This is a genomic window from Pseudomonas fluorescens, assembly GCF_902497855.1.
Classification (GTDB): Bacteria; Pseudomonadota; Gammaproteobacteria; order Pseudomonadales; family Pseudomonadaceae; genus Aquipseudomonas; species Aquipseudomonas fluorescens_BI.
This window is the reverse complement of record NZ_CABVHU010000003.1, coordinates 424,266-441,622: the sequence shown is the minus strand read 5'-3', so window position 1 is coordinate 441,622 and position 17,357 is coordinate 424,266. Positions and strand designations below refer to the sequence as shown.

Genomic DNA, 17,357 nt, shown 5'->3' with positions numbered 1-17,357 from the left:
AAACAGTCAGTCAGTCGTTGAGCAAGCGCCCGTGACGCAGCGCTTCGCGCCCCGCCACCTTGGCCAGCCAGAAACCGGGTTGGGCATAACGCAGCCGTTCAATGGCAAACAGCACCCCGGACGTACCAGCACACACCGTGCTGACCCGATCCGATAACGGATCGATCACTTCGAAAATCTCGTCGCCGGCTTCGACCCACTCGCCGGGCTTGCGCAAAAAGCTGATCACCCCAGGGTGCGGCGCGAACAGCAATTCGGTGCCTTCGAACGGCAGGCCTTCGCACGCCTCGTGCGCAGGTTTCGGCCATTCGCCGCTGATCAAGCCTTGCTCGGCGAGGAACGCCAGAATGCCTTCGGCGTAAGCCTGTGCTTCAGCGCGACCGGTATCGGCCTGGCCACCCAGCTCAATGGTCGTCGCCAGGCAGGCCAGCGGAATCTGCGCATCCGGGAACAGACGCGACAGGCGCAGCCACGGCAGCGAACAGGCTTCGTCGAAGGAACTGCCGCCGGAATCTTCGGCCAGCAACCCCACCTTCACGTCCAGGTGCGCGGCGAGGGAACGCCACTGCGGCCAGTGCTGCGGCAAGGCGTACATGTGCAGCGCCGCATCGGTATCGCAATGCAAGTCCAGCACCACGTCGGCGGTACAGGCATGGCTGAGCAAGATGCGCTGCATGCCTTGCAACTGACTCGCAGCCGGCGGCAAGGCGTCGAGCACATCGCTCATGGTCTGACGGATCAAGCGGATATTGGCGTGCGGATCATCGCCCAGATGCCCTTGCAGCTCAGCGGCCACCGGCGCGCTCAGCTCAACGAAATCGCGGTTGAAATTCTTGCCGCTGGCCGCGTCGAAACGCCCCTGATGATTGCCCTGAAGCAACTGGCCGAGGCCCAGAGGGTTGGCCACCGGCACCAGCTCGATCACGCCATTGAGCAAGCCCTGGGTTTCGAGTTCGGTCAGGCGCTTTTTCAGCTCCCAGGCCGTGCGCATGCCCGGCAATTCATCGGCGTGCAGGCTGGACTGGATGTAGGCCTTGCGCTCGCCGCTGCCGAAGCGGAACACCGAAATCTGGCGTTCGCTGCCCAGGTGGTTCCACGGCAATGCATGATCGATACGTTCCATATCAGTGCTTCCGCGGGGCCAGATAGCCCAGCCAGCGGCGCTCGGCCAGTTTGAACAGTTTCACCAGAATGAAGGTCAGGCACAGGTAGAACACGCCGGCCGTGATGTAGGCTTCGAACGGCAAGTAGAACTGGGCGTTGACCGTGCGTGCGGCACCGGTGATGTCGATCAGGGTCACGATGGACGCCAGACTGGTGGTCTGCAGCATCATGATCACTTCGTTGCTGTACTGCGGCAGCGCCCGGCGCAGGGCCGATGGCAGCAGGATGCGCTTGTACATCTTGTAGCGCGACATGCCCATGGCCCTGGCCGCTTCGATCTCGCCATTGGGCGTGGCGCGCAGGCTGCCGGCGATGATTTCAGCGGTGTAGGCGCTGGTGTTGATGGCGAAGGCCAGGCAGGCACAGAACGTGGCGCTGGACAGCCACGGCCACAAGAAGCTTTCCCGTACCGCTTCGAATTGCGCCAGGCCGTAGTAGATCAAAAACAGCTGCACCAGCATCGGCGTGCCGCGGATCACGTAGGTGTAAAGCCAGGCGCTCAAGTTGACGACCGAGTTCTTCGAGACGCGCATCAAGCCCAGCGGCAAGGCACACAGCAGGCCGAAAAACAGCGACAGCGCGAGCAGTTTGAGGGTGGTCACCAGGCCGCCGAGGTACAGCGGCAAGGCCTCCCAAATGACGTTGTAGTCGAAGATCATAGATCAGCCGCCCTTACGCCTACCGAGTAGCGCTTCTCAAGGTGACGCAATGCCAGCAACGAGACACTGGTGATCACCAGGTACATCGCCGCCACTGCGAGGAAGAAGGTGAAAGGCTCGCGGGTGGCATCTGCCGCCTGCTTGGCCTTGAACATCATGTCTTGCAGACCCACCACCGAAATCAGTGCGGTGGCCTTGGTCAGGACCAGCCAGTTGTTGGTGAAACCCGGAATCGCCAGGCGAATCATCTGCGGCACCAGCACCCGGAAGAACACCTGAAAACTGCTCATGCCGTACGCCATGCCGGCTTCGGCCTGGCCTTTGGGGATCGCCATGAAGGCGCCACGAAAGGTCTCCGACAGATACGCGCCGAAGATGAAGCCCAAGGTGCCGATACCGGCGGCCAACGGGTTCAGGTCGATGTAGTCGTCAAAACCGAGCAGCGGTGCGACGCGGTTGAGCAGGTCCTGCCCCCCGTAGAAAATCAGCAGGATCAGCACCAGGTCGGGAATCCCGCGGATCACCGTGGAATACAGATCGCCCAGCCAGGCCAGCCAGCGAATCGGGGACAGACGCAGCGCAACGCCGATCAGACCCAGAACAATCGCCAGGACCATGGACGACAAGGCGAGCTGAAGCGTCAGCCAAGCGCCATCGAGGATGACAGCCCCGTAGCCTTTCAACATGATTCAGGTCCTCGAAAAGGGGGATGAAAAAATGGCGCAAACCTCAGAGATCCTGTTGCTTGCGCCATTTCGGACTTGTCGCCGGGGCGAATTACTTGCCGTAGATATCGAAGGCGAAGTACTTGTCCTGGATTTGCTTGTACTTGCCGTTCTCGCGAATGGCCGTGATCGCGGTGTTGATCTTGTCTTTGAGCGCGTCACCCTTGCGCACCGCGATACCCACGCCGTCGCCGAAGTATTTGACGTCGGTGAAGGCCGGGCCAACGAAGGCGAAACCTTTGCCGGCGTCGGTTTTCAGGAAACCGTCATCCAGCAGCGTAGCGTCTGCCACGGTACCGTCGAGGCGACCGGCCGCCACGTCGAGGTAGATTTCGTTCTGCGAACCGTAAGGCTTGATCTCGGCACCCAGCGGGGCCAGGACTTCGCGGGCGAAACGCTCGTGGATCGAACCACGCTGCACGCCGATGTTCTTGCCCTTGAGCTCAGCCAGGCTGTCGCTGACCGGGGTGCCGGCCTTCATCACCAGGCGCGCCGGGGTGTTGTAGTACTTGTTGGTGAAGTCCACGGACTTCTTGCGGTCTTCGGTGATCGACATGGACGACAGGATCGCGTCGATCTTGCGCACCTTGAGGGCCGGGATCAGGCCGTCGAACTCTTGTTCGACCCAAGTGCACTTGACCTTCATCTCTTCACACAGGGCGTTGCCGATGTCGTAGTCGAAACCCACGATGCTGCCGTCCGGCGCTTTGGAAGCAAACGGAGGGTAAGCCGCTTCGATACCGATTTTCAGCGGTTTTTCATCAGCGAACGTCGGCAGGGACAGCACGGACAGTGCCAGGGCGCCAAGCAGCACGAGTTTCTTCATCTTGGGACTCCATCGGTAAAGGGCTAAAACGGCAGAGTGAGCGATAGCCCAATATGCGAATGAGTGGAACCGCAAAGCAGTGCTGCGTCCTGGAAACCCGCGTTGATTTTCAACGCGAGCAACGACGAGCGAGTGATCGGCATTCTAACGACAGGCCCGAAGCCGATATTTCTTCAATGCGACAACAAATTACAGAAGCACCGAGATAGCCGTTCGGGCGCGTTGACAGCCTTGCAATTTCATGCAAGAGCAAAAGACAGTGAACCGATCGAAGTTGCAAATTGCGGGCCTATTATTGGCAAAGCCTTCTAATCCGGCAAGTGTAGCGTTGGGTCTTATTTTTTTAGGGCGCTGAAGTGCCCCGGAAGTGGGATTTTGCGTTTCTCAATGCCCCGTAACGGCTTGAGCGGTTACACATTCAGTTATTTGAAGGGTAGTGGGTAACAGTAAGAAACGGACTACGGGGGAAGCCGATAATTATTGGTCGTTGTTTATGTGTGCCTGACAGACCGCCTTCGCGAGCAGGCTCGCTCCCACAGGGATTTTTAGCGCGCATGCAATCGCAATCTATCCCGAAAACCCTGTGGGAGCGAGCCTGCTCGCGAAGAGGTCAGAACAGACAACACAAAAACCCCAGACAAAAAAAAGCCCCACCTGGCGCAAACCTGGCGGGGCTTCATTGACTCAAGAACCGCCGTTAAGCGACGTTCATCGTCCTATGCTCATCAATCAAATGCTGCACCACACCCGGATCCGCCAGGGTGGAGATATCCCCCAACCCATCGTATTCCGCCGTCGCGATCTTGCGCAGAATCCGGCGCATGATCTTGCCCGAACGCGTCTTCGGCAACCCCGGCGCCCACTGGATGACATCCGGCGAAGCAATCGGGCCAATCTCTTTGCGCACCCAGTTTTTCAGCTCCAGGCGCAATTGCTCGGTCGGCACTTCACCACCGATCAGCGTGACATAGACATAAATGCCCTGCCCCTTGATGTCATGCGGCACACCGACCACCGCCGCCTCGGCGACTTTCGGGTGGGCGACCATCGCGCTTTCGATCTCGGCGGTGCCCATACGGTGGCCGGACACGTTGAGCACGTCGTCCACACGCCCGGTGATCCAGTAGTAACCGTCTGCGTCACGACGGGCACCGTCACCGGTGAAATACATGCCGCGGAAGGTCTTGAAGTAGGTGTCGACGAAACGGTCATGGTCGCGATACAGGGTACGCGCCTGGCCTGGCCACGAATCGAGAATCACCAGGTTGCCCTCGGCCACGCCTTCGATGATGTTGCCCAGGTTGTCCACCAGGGCCGGCACCACGCCGAAGAACGGACGCGCCGCAGAACCCGGCTTCAGGCCGTGCGCACCCGGCAACGGGCTCATCAGGGTGGCGCCGGTTTCGGTCTGCCACCAGGTGTCGACGATCGGGCAACGGGACTGACCGACGTTTTTGTAGTACCAATCCCAGGCTTCCGGGTTGATCGGCTCGCCGACCGAACCCAGCAGACGCAGGCTGCTTCCATCGGCGCCTTCGACCGCGGCGGTGCCCGAGGCCATCATCGCGCGGATCGCGGTCGGCGCGGTGTAGAGGATATTGACCTGGTGCTTGTCGACGATCTTCGCCACCCGGGTGATGTCCGGATAGTTCGGCACGCCTTCGAACAGCAACGTGGTCGCGCCATTGGCCAATGGGCCGTAGACGATGTAGGTGTGGCCGGTGATCCAGCCGACGTCGGCGGTGCACCAGTAGACTTCGCCCGGGCGGTAGTCGAACACGCGCTCGTGGGTCATGGCCGCATACAGCAGGTAACCGCCGGTGGTGTGCTGCACGCCCTTGGGCTTGCCGGTGGAACCGGAGGTGTAGAGGATGAACAGCGCTTCTTCGGCGCCCATCTCTTTCGGCGCGCAAACGCTGCCCGCCACTTTCATCAGGTCTTCGTACCAGATGTCGCGATGCTGGTTCCACTTGATGTCGCCAGCGGTGCGCTTGCACACGATGACTTTCTGCACGCTGCTGGTTTCCGGGTTGGTCAGCGCGTCATCGACGTTGGACTTGAGCGGGATCCTCTTGCCGGCACGCAGGCCTTCGTCAGCGGTGATCACCACTTTGGAACGGCAATCGATGATCCGGCCCGCCAGGGCTTCCGGGGAGAAACCACCGAACACCACCGAGTGGATCGCGCCGATCCGGGTGCAGGCCAGCATGGCGACCACGGCTTCGGGGATCATCGGCATATAGATAGTCACCACGTCGCCGCGGTGCACATCCTGGCCGCGCAAGGCGTTGGCGAACTTGCAGACTTCTTCGTGCAGTTCGCGGTAGGTGATGTTGCGGCTTTCGGCAGGGTCATCCCCTTCCCAAATGATCGCGACCTGATCGCCGCGCTCGGCCAGATGACGGTCGAGGCAGTTGTAGGACACGTTGAGGGTGCCGTCGGCGAACCACTTGATGTCGACATGGTGATCGTCGAAAGACGTCTGCTTCACCGTGGTGAAAGGCTTGATCCAGTCGAGGCGCTTGGCTTGCTCGCGCCAGAAGCCATCCGGGTTGACGACGGACTGCTGGTACATGGCCTTGTAGGTCGCCTCATCAGTCAGCGTGTTGGCCGCAACCTCGGGACGAACGGGATACAGGGAAGCCGCACTCATCTTTCTTACCTCGGTGGAATAGTTGTTTTTGTATGACCCAGTTGTAGCCGGACCGGGCCTATAGAACCATTCGACGATGGTAGTAACAAGCCCCTACAAATTACCGTGATAAGCCCGAAATGCGCACGCACCCCCTGTAGGAGCCGGCTTGCCGGCGAATGCGGCGTACCTGAAAAACCACGTCGTCAAGATCGCCAGCAAGCCGGCTCCCACAACGTTATTCGACGATTGTTACAAAATTCGCCAAAAGTGTTTATCAAAACCCCACCTATATGAATCCCCACCCCCCGCCTAAAATCCACCTCGCCAACAAGGCAACGCGATTAACCCAGTTGCAGCCCCCACGAAGGCAGTTAATCCAGATCCCGGTAACCCAGCTCCACACGCAACCCCAAAAAGGTTGCGTGACCCCACTCGACCTTTAAAAGGTAAACCTGAAATGAAAGCTTTATTAGTTCTGGCCCTCAGCAGCCTGTGCGCAACCGCCATGGCAAACGAGGTTCCGACTGATGTCGCACAGCAGCAAACCGTTATCGAGGAATACACCTACTCCACCGACCTGGACATCGCCAAAGTCATCTCGATGAGCGAAATCCCCAACGTCTGCGAAGTTGTTCCGGCCAAAATGGAATACGACGACTCCAAAGGTCAGCGCCACATTCTGCGTTACAGCGTGATGGGCAACGGCTGCTCCAACGGCTGATCACCCACCCTCACCCTCCCAAGGTTCGACCCACCCGCCCGCTGTTTCAGGCAGATGAAGCGCCGGACCTTATATATCGTTTTCTCCGATTGTTTTAAGCGTTTATTTGCGCTTTTTAATCAAAATAGTCGGCGTAGTATCAATTCCACACCCAAGGCACATAACACCAACGAACCTGGAGCATTCTCATGAAAACCAAACTGATCCTCGCCCTGACCCTCTCCGTGCTGGCTGCCAACACCTTCGCCGCCGACGGCTACGATCGCACTGGCTCGGCCGTTTACACCACCTCGGCAGCTGTCGCTTCTGACGGTTACGACCATACCGGCTCGGCATCCTTCGCTGCCGACGGCGCGGATCATGTCGGTGCTGGCAAACTCGCTTCTGACGGCTTTGATCACACTGGCGCCGCCAAAGTCGCCGCTGACGGCTTCGATCACACCGGTGCCGCCAAGGTCGCCGCCGACGGTTCCGATCACGTGGGTGCTGCTCGCCTGGGCTGATTCTCGAGCGTGACTGACAGCCCGGCTTCGGTCGGGCTTAGTTGTGTCTGGAGCTACTGAAAAACGACTAAAAACACAAGATGTAGTAAAAAACGTGATTTTCTGGCTGTTTTTTGAACAAAAAAAATCTCCGTCAACATTTATGAAAAAAAAACTGCACCCGCGATTGCAGCCAAAGCCCTGTAATTCCTCGCTCCGATCGAAAAACGTCCCTCCTCGACCAATCCGTCAGCCATTTCACCGCAGCAAAGCGATGAAAACTTCCTTATAATGCGGCCCTAAACGGGCCTGCAATATCCCCTTACAGGGATGTAAAGCCAGTCTGAAGCCCCGCAGTAGCGATCATCGCTGCCTGCGCCCATCAGTGGCTTTCGGAATCCCCGTACAAAATTCTGTTTTATTGCCTGCCTTAGCTGCTGCAAAAAACTATTTCTTAAGATCCAACGCGGTCAGAAAACTGTGTGAACACAATCACACGGGCATCTGGCCCTCACGCAGGAGACGACACGTCATGCTGAGCTGGGACGAATTCGACAAAGAAGACAGCGCCGAAACCGTGGTCAAAGGCGCCAACGCCGGCCACGCTACCGAAGCCAACATGGACCGCCTCGATGCTGCCGGTGGTGTTGCCGCCCAGGAAGCTCGCGCTGTGACTGCGTCCGACTCCGCCGCAATCGCTCGCGCCAAAGCCGCCCTGGACAACCTCGACGTTGCCGAAGGCCTTGCCGAACTCGAAGGCGCCTCCGCCCGCGTAGCGGTCGACGAAAAGCGCATGATCAACTGCCGCGCCGACCTCAACCAACTCGTACCCTTCAAGTACGACTGGGCCTGGCAGAAATACCTGGACGGCTGCGCAAACCACTGGATGCCGCAAGAAGTCAACATGACCGCCGACATCGCCCTCTGGAAAGACCCGGAAGGCCTGACCGACGACGAACGCCGCATCGTCATGCGCAACCTCGGCTTCTTCTCCACCGCCGACTCCCTGGTCGCCAACAACCTGGTCCTGGCCGTGTACCGCCTGATCACCAACCCGGAGTGCCGCCAGTACATCCTGCGCCAGGCTTTCGAAGAGGCGATCCACACCCACGCCTACCAGTACTGCATCGAATCCCTGGCCATGGATGAAGGCGAGATCTTCAACATGTACCACGAGATCCCGTCGGTCGCGAAAAAAGCCACCTGGGGCCTCAAATACACCCGCTCGATCTCCGATCCGAAGTTCGAAACCGGCACCGTCGAAACCGACAAAGAACTGCTGCGCAACCTGATCGCCTACTACTGCGTCCTGGAAGGCATCTTCTTCTACTGCGGCTTCACCCAGATCCTCTCCATGGGCCGCCGCAACAAAATGACCGGCGTCGCCGAGCAGTTCCAGTACATCCTGCGCGACGAATCCATGCACCTGAACTTCGGCATCGACGTGATCAACCAGATCAAAATCGAAAACCCGCATTTGTGGGATGCCGAGATGAAGGAAGAAGCTTCGCAGATGATTCTGCAGGGGACTCAGCTGGAGATCGAATACGCGCGGGACACCATGCCTCGTGGCGTGCTGGGGATGAATGCGGCGATGATGGAGGATTACCTCAAGTTTATTGCTAACCGTCGTCTGTCGCAGATTGGGTTGAAGGAAGAGTATCCGGGGACGACTAACCCGTTCCCGTGGATGAGCGAGATTATGGACTTGAAGAAAGAGAAGAATTTCTTTGAGACTCGGGTTATTGAGTATCAGACTGGTGGTGCGCTTAGCTGGGATTGATTCCCGAGCTCGCCGCGATTTGACGATCTCAATCTGATCGACAAACCGAAAAAGCAAAAGCCCCGATCTGATCGGGGCTTTTTTATTGGGAATGAACGTACTTTTTTATCCCTACACTACGCCGCTAAATCTCCTACAGCACTTACAGCTACTTCGGCATTGATGCCCATTCAAAGCACCTCTAAGCTCCATAGCAGGTGCCTAAGAAACGCCCAACGTAGAAGCAACTTCCTCATACAGAATCGTGCTTGTCCCAAAGACATACGTACGATTTTTTGTTTGAAAGAGAATGCTCGTTGGGATGTTCCTAAGTCCTCTACGTCGGGTTCGGCCCATTCCAAATAAAACGTAGAGGTTCGGGAAATGCCTATAACAACTCCACTCCGTTCTCCCTCCTATTCGGAGATCGGTCATGCATGATCAATTCATTCCAACGATATTCACACGACACCACCTCCCCCTCCACGCCCTACTTCTAGAAAACCAGCCATGGTTTTGCGCCCGCGACCTAGGTCGCTTGATGAGCGTGCACCTGACTGATCGTGTGGTCAGCAAGCTTGATAAGGATCAGCGCCAAACCTTATTGATTGAGTACTACGGTCAACCAGAAAATCGGTTGATGCTCAGCGAGTCCGGTGTGTATGCAATGTTGGTTTATCACTATGCGCCGGGAAATCGATTGCTGCGTGAGTGGTTGACTCATCAGGTGGTACCGACCCTACGCGATGCAGGGCAATCGCAGAATGGAGACCGGCCGATGATGAGTTTGATGGATTGGCCGGAGATGTCATTGAGCCTGTTGCATTGGCAGGATGAAGGCTGGATTCGGCTACGGGATATGCCTTATCTATTGCTCAATCGCACACGACGACACGTGCCGGTGGCTAAGCCTTGGTGGCGGAGGGTTGTGGAGGTATTTCAGTCGTCGAGGCATTCGGTGGGTTAGTGCTTGTGGAACCGTCTGTAGGATCGTTGAGTGACGCGTCGCTCTTTCCTGTAGGAATTTTCGTAGACAGTCGTAATGGCCACTCAGTATCGTCCGAAGGTTTTCAACCCTCGGCGATTCTATGGATACGAAAAAGAGCGACAGCGATTGGAGTGACGCGGAGATTCAGGCTGCGGTCGACGTCTATCTCAGTATGTTGTCACGCGAGCAGAGCGGTCAGACGGTCAATAAGGCTCATGAGAACCGTGTCCTGCGCGAAGGGGCCTTAGCAGGTCGCACCAAAGGGTCGGTTGAGTTTCGGATGCAGAACATCTCTACCGTGCTAATCGAACTCAAACGAGATCGTATTGAGGGGTACAAGCCCGCCAAAAATGTCGGCGCGAATGTTTTTCGCAGCATTCGTGACGCGCTGAACGCTCCTGGTCCGCTGACGCCTGAGGATTTTGCCCCAACCGCTGATGAGGTAACGCTGGAACAACGTGCCATCAAACTTGAGAAGCAATCGCTCAAGGGCGAGCCAAAGGGGATCTTAAAACCACAACAAATGCCGAGTTCGGGCAACTCTTTTGTACGAGATCCTGAGGTTAGAGCCTGGGTGCGCAAAGAAGCCAAGGGTATCTGCGAGGGTTGCGGAAAACCGGCTCCGTTTGAAAAGGACGGCAGGCCGTTTCTTGAGGTTCATCACGTTAAGTTTTTGGCGCAGGAAGGTTCGGATCGCCCGAGTAATGCTGTGGCGCTATGCCCGAATTGTCATCGCCGCTGTCACCATTCGAGTGACCGGGATGAATTCACTGCTCAGCTTTATGAGAAGGTAGGCAGGTTGAAAGCTGAATGAGTGGCTGATCAAAATCTGTGGCGAGGGAGCATGGGTTTCCCAAGACAATCGCCTCACAGGCTGCCCTCAAATCCATCAATGATGTCCTCAGGAGTTTTGTCAAAATCCGCAGACATCCGAATCCTCCCCTTCAACCTACCTGGCTTGCGCGCCTGAGGTGTATCGACATGAGGCAGCAGATACAGATAAGGCTTGCCGTCCTTGATGATGACGACCGTATCGCCATGCCATGCACGCTCAGCGAGTTGAGATAGTTGGGATTGTGCTTCGTGCACGCTTACTTGCACCCGTTCAGTCATATGGCACCTCCACAGAGTTAGCCAAGCTAGCTGATGCGACGAACTTGAATCAACAGGTGCGCCCTCTCAAGCGACACGCTATTAATACGCCATCCTCCTCTGAAGGACCGAGCCCGTTATGAAATTCGACCTCGCCTACTGCCTCAGCCTCGACGCCAAGCTGTCGATCTATAACGTGCGCGATTTGAATTTCGACGAGACAATGGCGTTCGATTTCGCCAAGGAGCACTTCCAGTGCCCCAACGATGTCTGCCTGCGAAGGTGGCCTCTTTTGTGCCCATGGTAAAATCAGAAATATCCTACACCAAGAAAGTTGACTGCCATCCCCAAAATTACTACCTTCTCTCACATGCCCTAGGGAAAACGCCGCCACCAACTAATTTGTACTGATGTTAAAGCACGGCAAGTACCAAAATAGCTTTGCGATTAGCGAATCAGATGCTAAGACACTTCCAGATCTTGGGACACTCCATCTTCTTCCTAATCAAAGTTAGCTTCGCACGAAAGCACTCTCACCTTCACCGACGTTCAGCCATTCATTGTTCATGCCTGCCAACGCGCCGCGAGCCTAGCTACTTTTTTCGGAGGTGGATAACTCTGACTGAAGAAACGTTCCAAAATACCCCTTAGCAGCGCTAACTAGAACAGCGAAGAATCGCGATTTATGCAAACCATGGATAGGTTGTTCGAATGGAGGAACTGGCGTACTGACAACGACAACCACTAAATCAGGGAACGACGTTATGGCGACCGTAGTAAAAAAGCTAATCCTCACCAATCAACAAAATCAACAGATTCGTAGCCTGCTCGATGAGATCATTCAAGATCCCGAAATGACGAATCAGTACTGCTTTATGGAAAAGGCGGCCCTGTATGCTCAGGAACTGCCACGAAAGATCCGCGAAGAATTTTATGGTTTCAAGCGTAGCGAGGAAGTTTCTGCACTCTTGGTTTCCGGCAGTCCGGTGCTTGATAAGGGTGCAGGACCAAGTCCCTCCAGGCACATTGAACTAGAGATGACTACCGCTTGAATGATGCAAAAATATTGCATGGCTTATATGGATCATTGCTTGGTGAGGGCGTCGGATTTACCTCGCAGCGGGACGGCAGCATTTACAATAATATTGTTCCACTTATAGAACATAGAAAAATCTCTAACTCGAGTGGCGGATCTACCCTAGATTTTGGATTTCATGTGGAAGATGCTTTCCACCCTGCACGTGCTGAGTACTTGGGACTCGTCTGCATGCGTAATGATGAACACGCTGCAACCGTTATTTCGTGCATCGACGGCATCGAACTTAGCGCGGAAGAAAAGCAGGTACTGTTTGAACCAAAATTCAAGATCTCTCACAATCCGATCCACAGCACATCAGACATAGTAGAAGAAACTTCCCAGGCGATACTATTCGGTCACTGGAGCGCGCCATACGTCAAGATCAATGCTGCCGCATTAAATATTGATGAGTATGATGGCATCGAACGTCAAGCTCTGGAAAAACTACTGCTTCACTTTGCAGAGAATCGCGTTGCGATCATGCTTGAAGCAACGGATTGTGTCTTCATAGATAATTACCGTTGCGTGCATGCACGAGACTCATTCAAGGCGAACTACGTCAACAGTGCTCGCTGGCTGGCGAGAGTAGTATTCGCTTCGAGCCTGAGAAAGTCGCGCGAAATGCGGAACTCAATAAACACTCGCGCCATCAATGCATAAAGCGAATTCCTATGAACGCCTCCAAATCACCGTTAGCAACCACACCAAAATTTTGGCTAGGCGATGAAACTACGTTTGATGGCGCGCAGCTATTCAACTCCAACCGCCCAATCGTCGTGTTCGACTCAGGCGTAGGCGGTTTAACAGTAGCACGGCAGCTGGAACGGCTAATTCCAAACGCTAACATTCTTTATGTGGCGGATAACGGTTGGTTTCCTTACGGTAATAAGGCTGGACCTGCGGTCGCTCATCGGGTCCAGCAATTGTTTGATCGACTTTGTGAACGGATCAGCCCGTCAGCGATAGTAGTGGCGTGCAACACCGCCTCTATGGCGATCATGGAGCACGGCCTTGACCAGCTTAGGCACAATTGTTTCTTGGTCACGCCACCCATAGGCGATGCTGTTGATACCTCCGCGAACAAAAACATTGTTCTGCTTGCTACTCCCGGCACAGTTAAAAGTAGATATATTATCCAAAAAATAGCCAAAGCCAGAATGCATGCCAGAATATGGCCAATCGCGACCCAAGCGCTGGTAACACTATCTGAAGCTAGATTAGCAGGAGAGGAAGCGAGTTTCATTAGTTTCGCTGAACTGATCGATAATTATCTCACAGAAGAGCAACGACTATCAGTAGATACAGTTGTTCTAGGTTGCACCCACTTCCCTCACTTGATCGATGACTTGCGCAAAATCTTTCCAAATACTGACAACTGGATTGATCCCGCCAAAAAAGTGGCTATGCAGGTAGTATCTTTAACGAAAAAAGAAGACAACCCCATTAATATGCCGCTTAAGATAGTTCTCTTTACAAGCAAGCAAGATGTAGCCAAATATCATCAGGTATTTACGAAAAATGGATTCGGCGCGATACAGCCAATTGACAGGAGAGACTTTTATGAAATTGCGTAGCCCCCTACCGGGTAGGCCCACGCACAGTCGATTTTTGACGCAGCATAATATCGTTAGGCTACTCGCAAAATGGAGACCGAGTACGTGAGTATATTTATCAAGCAGTATCGATGGGTAATTTTAGCCGTAGCCACTTTTGCCCAAGCGTGCGCCTGCTTCTTTGTACAAGGGTTTGGTTCCATTGCATTAAATGTTAAAACTGAAATGGCTCTCACTAATTGGCAGATAGGAATACTAGTTTCAGCAGCACAGTTGATTCCACTTGCTGGGCTTTTGGTTGCCGGGGAGTTGCTGGATAGATATAGTGAGCGGTTTGTTATAGGAATAGGGACACTGATCGTTGGAGCCGCTTTGTGTGGAGCAGCGCTGGCCAACTCCTACATTGAGTTATTGATACTTCTTACACTATTGGGTCTTGGGTACAGCACTGCGCAGCCAGGGGGAAGTAAATCAGTGTCTAATTGGTTTGCAGGTAGTCAGTTAGGATTCGCCATGGGTATCCGACAAGCCGGACTACCACTCGGCGGCGCAATGGCAACATTATTGCTTCCGTTCATTGCCACCCGTTACTCGATTCACGCGGCCTTCCTAGCGGGTGGTATAGTCGCATTGTTTGGTGCCACTCTATTTATGCTGCTATACAAGGCTCCTGAGGAACAACAACCCCCTCCGAAAAAACAAGTTAACTTAAGATCGGCGATTGCATCACGGCTATTGATGGCAACGGATCCCTCCATGAGAAACATTATGCTGTCGGGTGCTAGCCTTACAGCTTCCCAGTACGCCGTATCAGTTTTTCTAGTATTGTATCTTCATACTTCACTCGGACTTGACAGCTTTATTGCTACAACCATGTTCTTCGTAGTGCTAGGGGCAGGCATAGCTGGAAGAATTATACTTGCAGCTTGGAGCGACCGTTGCAAGGCTGGGAGATACTACCCAGTGTTGACTTGTTTGGGTGCAGTCACTGTAATTCTAACACTGCTGCCACTTTTGGAAACCAAAAACCTAGCGATCCTGAGTATATTCATGGCTCTGACAGGATTTTTCACATACGGGTGGTATGGTCCATGGGTAGCCTATATTGCCGAAACCGCTCCAGTTGACCGCAAGGGTTTCGCGCTTGGAATGGCCATGACCGCTAATCAGATTTCCGTTGTATTAGTGCCTCCAATTATTGGTCTGTCGAGAGACAGCCTCGGAACCTATGCTTATGGGTGGGGGGCATTGGCAATAGTCTCTGCCATTGTGTTGTTTACTACCAGCAAGAGGAAAAAGGAAATATTGGTGAACATGGAATAGGTGTGTTGACCTGCTTGATCGATACTTCCCAGCTCACCAGCACCTGTTAACGCGGCTCGCCGAGCAGAATGATTGGCTGATCGAAACCTGTGGCGAGCGAGCTTGCTCCCGTTCGTCTGCGTAGCAGGCGCTAAGCAAACCATTGGTTGTGTCTAAGTCTCCGTACTTGCTGGGTTTAGGGCTGGTACTCAGCCCAGCGGGACTAGCTCCCTCGCCACAGGATGGGTGAGATACGCATGGTTTCCCCATAGCAGTCCCCCTCCCCCTCACAGGCTGCCCTCAAGTCCATAAACAATATCTTCAGGGTTTTTGTCAAAATCCGCAGACATCCGAACTTTTTCGCTTCAGCCTTCCCGGTTTGCGCGCCCGAGGTGTATCGATATGAGGCAGCAGATCCAGATAAGGCTTGCCGTCCTTGATGATGACGACCGTATCGCCACGCCATGCACGCTCAGCGAGTTGAGAGAGTTGGGATTGTGCTTCGTGCATATTTACTTGCACCCGTTCAGTCATATGGAACCTCCACTAAGTCACGCTAGCTGAATCGACGAACTTGAATCAACAGGTGCGCCCTTTCAAGCTACGCGCTATTAATATGCCATCGCCCTTTGAAAGACCCGAGCCCCACCATGAAATTCGACCTCGCCTACTGCCTCAGCCTCGATACCAAGTTGTCGATCTATGACGTGCGCGATTTGAATTTTGACGAGACGATGGCGTTCGATTCCGCCAAGGAGCACTTTCAGTGCCCCAACGATGCCTGCCGCTTGGCGTACGATGTGGCGAATGTGTTGGGGACGTTCAACGCCAAGAATGTGAATTACGTGCGCACCCCGCACTTCAAGAACATTCCCAGCACGCGGCATGTCGAGGGTTGTCCTTATGTCAGTCTGAAGACGCCCGCGTCGGGCGTGGAGGCGGATGATGCGGAAAAGGATGACAGTCGCGAGGAGCATTTCCCGTCGGAGTTGTTGCTGACTCGGCGTGAGTATGTGCGCAAGCCGTCCAGCCCGGCGGCGGTGGCGGATGTCGTGCGGGATGATCCAAAACCTCATTCAGCGGCCAGTGACGTCGAGCACTCGACTCGCGATTCCGCGCCAGACAAGACCAGCGTCTTCGCCCACCCGGTAGAGTGTTTCGTGTCGAACTTCGAGGATAAGGAGCTGCTCAAGCGCATGCCGCTGAAGATCAGCGAGCACACGGCGCCTTATGCATCATTCTTCAAGAAGATTGAGTATCTGCAGGACAACAAGGGACTGATCTACTGGGGCAAGATCAAGGAGATCAAGGACTACACCCAGAGCTTTCGCATCGATTTCGAACAAAAGGTCTGGTTCAAGCAAGCGGATGAGGCGAAGAAGAAGCCTTATTCGGTCAACGTTTACCTGAGCAAGAAGCTGATCGACACCTACCGCAAGCGCAAAGCGTTTCTGGAGGAGATCAAGCACGCCATCGACAGTGATGCCGAGTTGTATTGCTTCTTTTATGGGGTGACGCCGGAGTTGCAGCAGGTGCCGAGCAAGAAGAACCCCGAGCAGACGTTCGGGGTGTTCAGTGCCAATATCGAGAACCTGGACCACTTCATTATTCGTGAGGCGCCGGGGTTGGCGGACAAGTAACTCGCTGCATAACGTTATTGCAACGGCTGATCCTGCTGCTCGTGGGCCGCTTCCAGCTCTCGTATCTCTCGTTTTACTTCATCTCGCCGGTTGCGGGCGTCCTGGATGACGGACTCGTCGAGACCGCAGTACTGACGCATCCAGTGGGCCATCATTTCTTCGTCCGGCACTAAATAACCTTTGACGCTTTTATTTCCTCTGATGAAGCCATTCATCTTTGCGTCAAAGCGACCAGCCATGATCTCGTCTGGAGGTAAACATCCCCACTCTGCGGCGTAATCCTCAAAGATCCAGGCAATTTCACCCAAGTGTCCTTGCGCGCTGCGATGACCTCGTTTGTACAGCTTGTATTGGCGACAGCTTTCAGCGATTCGATCAAGCATGGCGGTGTCACCCACCCATTGCAGGGCGTCATGGTGCAGCGCATCACGCATCAGCCCATTCATCCAGCGCTCGGTAAATCGTTGGACAAAACCTGCAACGTCAGCCTTTTTAGCGTCGGCGAAGATCATGCAGTAACGAGTTTGCACATGGATGACGTACAACACGTGCTTGCGTTGCACAGTTTTGGCGTGGACCAGCCATAGCTCGGCTAACTCGTCTGGCAGATCGTCCTCGATAATGGATGACGGCGGTTTCTCCACCGGGGTGATTTTCTTGCCCTTGTGGATGCGACTGAAGAAGTTGCTGGCGGCTTCGGTGCAGTTGAAGATCAACATTCGTGGTCCTT

General features: G+C 54.8%; 19 protein-coding genes. 11 read left to right on the top strand and 8 right to left on the bottom strand.

The genetic code is table 11. The features are described from left to right. Positions 1 to 10: 10 nt before the first annotated feature. The 5 genes from F8N96_RS09680 to acs form a co-directional block, all read right to left on the bottom strand. Positions 11 to 1,123, bottom strand: coding sequence for a M14 family metallopeptidase (locus tag F8N96_RS09680; RefSeq protein WP_150797592.1), 1,113 nt, complete (start codon positions 1,121 to 1,123; stop codon positions 11 to 13). 1 nt (position 1,124) lies between these two features. After that, entirely contained in the window at positions 1,125 to 1,823 is a 699-nt protein-coding gene (locus tag F8N96_RS09675; RefSeq protein ID WP_150797591.1) for an ABC transporter permease, read from the bottom strand. Further along, positions 1,820 to 2,509, bottom strand: coding sequence for an ABC transporter permease (locus F8N96_RS09670; protein ID WP_007943881.1), 690 nt, complete (start codon positions 2,507 to 2,509; stop codon positions 1,820 to 1,822). Before F8N96_RS09670 ends, F8N96_RS09675 begins: the two co-directional genes overlap by 4 nt. Before the next feature lie 91 nt (positions 2,510 to 2,600). Next, positions 2,601 to 3,374 carry an ABC transporter substrate-binding protein gene (locus F8N96_RS09665; RefSeq protein WP_150797590.1) on the bottom strand — a complete coding sequence of 258 codons (774 nt, stop codon included), beginning with the start codon at positions 3,372 to 3,374 and terminating at the stop codon, positions 2,601 to 2,603. Positions 3,375 to 4,071: 697 nt separating this feature from the next. Continuing rightward, positions 4,072 to 6,027: an acetate--CoA ligase gene (acs, locus tag F8N96_RS09660; protein ID WP_150797589.1), complete on the bottom strand. Its 1,956-nt coding sequence runs from the start codon at positions 6,025 to 6,027 to the stop codon at positions 4,072 to 4,074. Between the two features lie 439 nt (positions 6,028 to 6,466). Between acs and F8N96_RS09655 the strand changes: the two genes are divergently transcribed. The 5 genes from F8N96_RS09655 to F8N96_RS09635 all read left to right on the top strand — a co-directional run bounded on the left by F8N96_RS09655 (position 6,467) and on the right by F8N96_RS09635 (position 10,776). Next, positions 6,467 to 6,730, top strand: coding sequence for a DUF2790 domain-containing protein (locus F8N96_RS09655; protein WP_150767755.1), 264 nt, complete (start codon positions 6,467 to 6,469; stop codon positions 6,728 to 6,730). 188 nt (positions 6,731 to 6,918) lie between these two features. Further along, positions 6,919 to 7,233 carry a hypothetical protein gene (locus F8N96_RS09650; RefSeq protein WP_150797588.1) on the top strand — a complete coding sequence of 105 codons (315 nt, stop codon included), beginning with the start codon at positions 6,919 to 6,921 and terminating at the stop codon, positions 7,231 to 7,233. Positions 7,234 to 7,744: 511 nt separating this feature from the next. Next, the gene (locus F8N96_RS09645) at positions 7,745 to 8,995 is read left to right on the top strand and encodes a ribonucleotide-diphosphate reductase subunit beta (RefSeq protein WP_150797587.1); all 1,251 of its coding nucleotides are present in this window, start codon (positions 7,745 to 7,747) and stop codon (positions 8,993 to 8,995) included. 412 nt (positions 8,996 to 9,407) lie between these two features. Then, on the top strand, positions 9,408 to 9,941 hold the full coding sequence (locus F8N96_RS09640) for a Bro-N domain-containing protein (RefSeq protein ID WP_150797586.1): 534 nt from the start codon (positions 9,408 to 9,410) through the stop codon (positions 9,939 to 9,941). 121 nt (positions 9,942 to 10,062) lie between these two features. Beyond that, positions 10,063 to 10,776 carry an HNH endonuclease signature motif containing protein gene (locus F8N96_RS09635; RefSeq protein ID WP_150797585.1) on the top strand — a complete coding sequence of 238 codons (714 nt, stop codon included), beginning with the start codon at positions 10,063 to 10,065 and terminating at the stop codon, positions 10,774 to 10,776. A 53-nt stretch (positions 10,777 to 10,829) separates the two neighbouring features. Here F8N96_RS09635 and F8N96_RS09630 read toward each other — a convergent pair whose 3' ends face one another. Next, positions 10,830 to 11,075 carry a type II toxin-antitoxin system Phd/YefM family antitoxin gene (locus F8N96_RS09630; protein WP_150797584.1) on the bottom strand — a complete coding sequence of 82 codons (246 nt, stop codon included), beginning with the start codon at positions 11,073 to 11,075 and terminating at the stop codon, positions 10,830 to 10,832. 118 nt (positions 11,076 to 11,193) lie between these two features. Here F8N96_RS09630 and F8N96_RS35030 point away from each other — a divergent pair, with 118 nt between their 5' ends. From F8N96_RS35030 to F8N96_RS09615, 5 genes are all read left to right on the top strand, one after another. Next, on the top strand, positions 11,194 to 11,361 hold the full coding sequence (locus tag F8N96_RS35030) for a hypothetical protein (protein WP_191630806.1): 168 nt from the start codon (positions 11,194 to 11,196) through the stop codon (positions 11,359 to 11,361). A gap of 457 nt (positions 11,362 to 11,818) precedes the next feature. Beyond that, on the top strand, positions 11,819 to 12,106 hold the full coding sequence (locus F8N96_RS35025; protein ID WP_191630802.1) for a hypothetical protein: 288 nt from the start codon (positions 11,819 to 11,821) through the stop codon (positions 12,104 to 12,106). After that, on the top strand, positions 12,103 to 12,792 hold the full coding sequence (locus F8N96_RS09625; protein WP_191630803.1) for a TauD/TfdA family dioxygenase: 690 nt from the start codon (positions 12,103 to 12,105) through the stop codon (positions 12,790 to 12,792). Before F8N96_RS35025 ends, F8N96_RS09625 begins: the two co-directional genes overlap by 4 nt. Before the next feature lie 11 nt (positions 12,793 to 12,803). Continuing rightward, positions 12,804 to 13,706 (top strand): glutamate racemase, encoded by a 903-nt coding sequence (gene murI / locus F8N96_RS09620; protein ID WP_150797583.1) that lies wholly within the window; start codon positions 12,804 to 12,806, stop codon positions 13,704 to 13,706. Positions 13,707 to 13,790: 84 nt separating this feature from the next. Further along, on the top strand, positions 13,791 to 15,008 hold the full coding sequence (locus F8N96_RS09615; RefSeq protein ID WP_224789600.1) for an MFS transporter: 1,218 nt from the start codon (positions 13,791 to 13,793) through the stop codon (positions 15,006 to 15,008). Between the two features lie 312 nt (positions 15,009 to 15,320). Here F8N96_RS09615 and F8N96_RS09610 read toward each other — a convergent pair whose 3' ends face one another. Then, positions 15,321 to 15,521, bottom strand: coding sequence for a type II toxin-antitoxin system Phd/YefM family antitoxin (locus F8N96_RS09610; RefSeq protein WP_224789601.1), 201 nt, complete (start codon positions 15,519 to 15,521; stop codon positions 15,321 to 15,323). Positions 15,522 to 15,637: 116 nt separating this feature from the next. Between F8N96_RS09610 and F8N96_RS09605 the strand changes: the two genes are divergently transcribed. Next, positions 15,638 to 16,627, top strand: a complete 990-nt coding sequence (locus tag F8N96_RS09605; RefSeq protein WP_150797581.1) for a hypothetical protein — start codon at positions 15,638 to 15,640, stop codon at positions 16,625 to 16,627. 14 nt (positions 16,628 to 16,641) lie between these two features. On the opposite strand, the gene F8N96_RS09600 is transcribed toward F8N96_RS09605, so the two are convergent. Further along, positions 16,642 to 17,346 (bottom strand): DUF6933 domain-containing protein, encoded by a 705-nt coding sequence (locus tag F8N96_RS09600; RefSeq protein ID WP_150797580.1) that lies wholly within the window; start codon positions 17,344 to 17,346, stop codon positions 16,642 to 16,644. Positions 17,347 to 17,357: the final 11 nt, after the last annotated feature.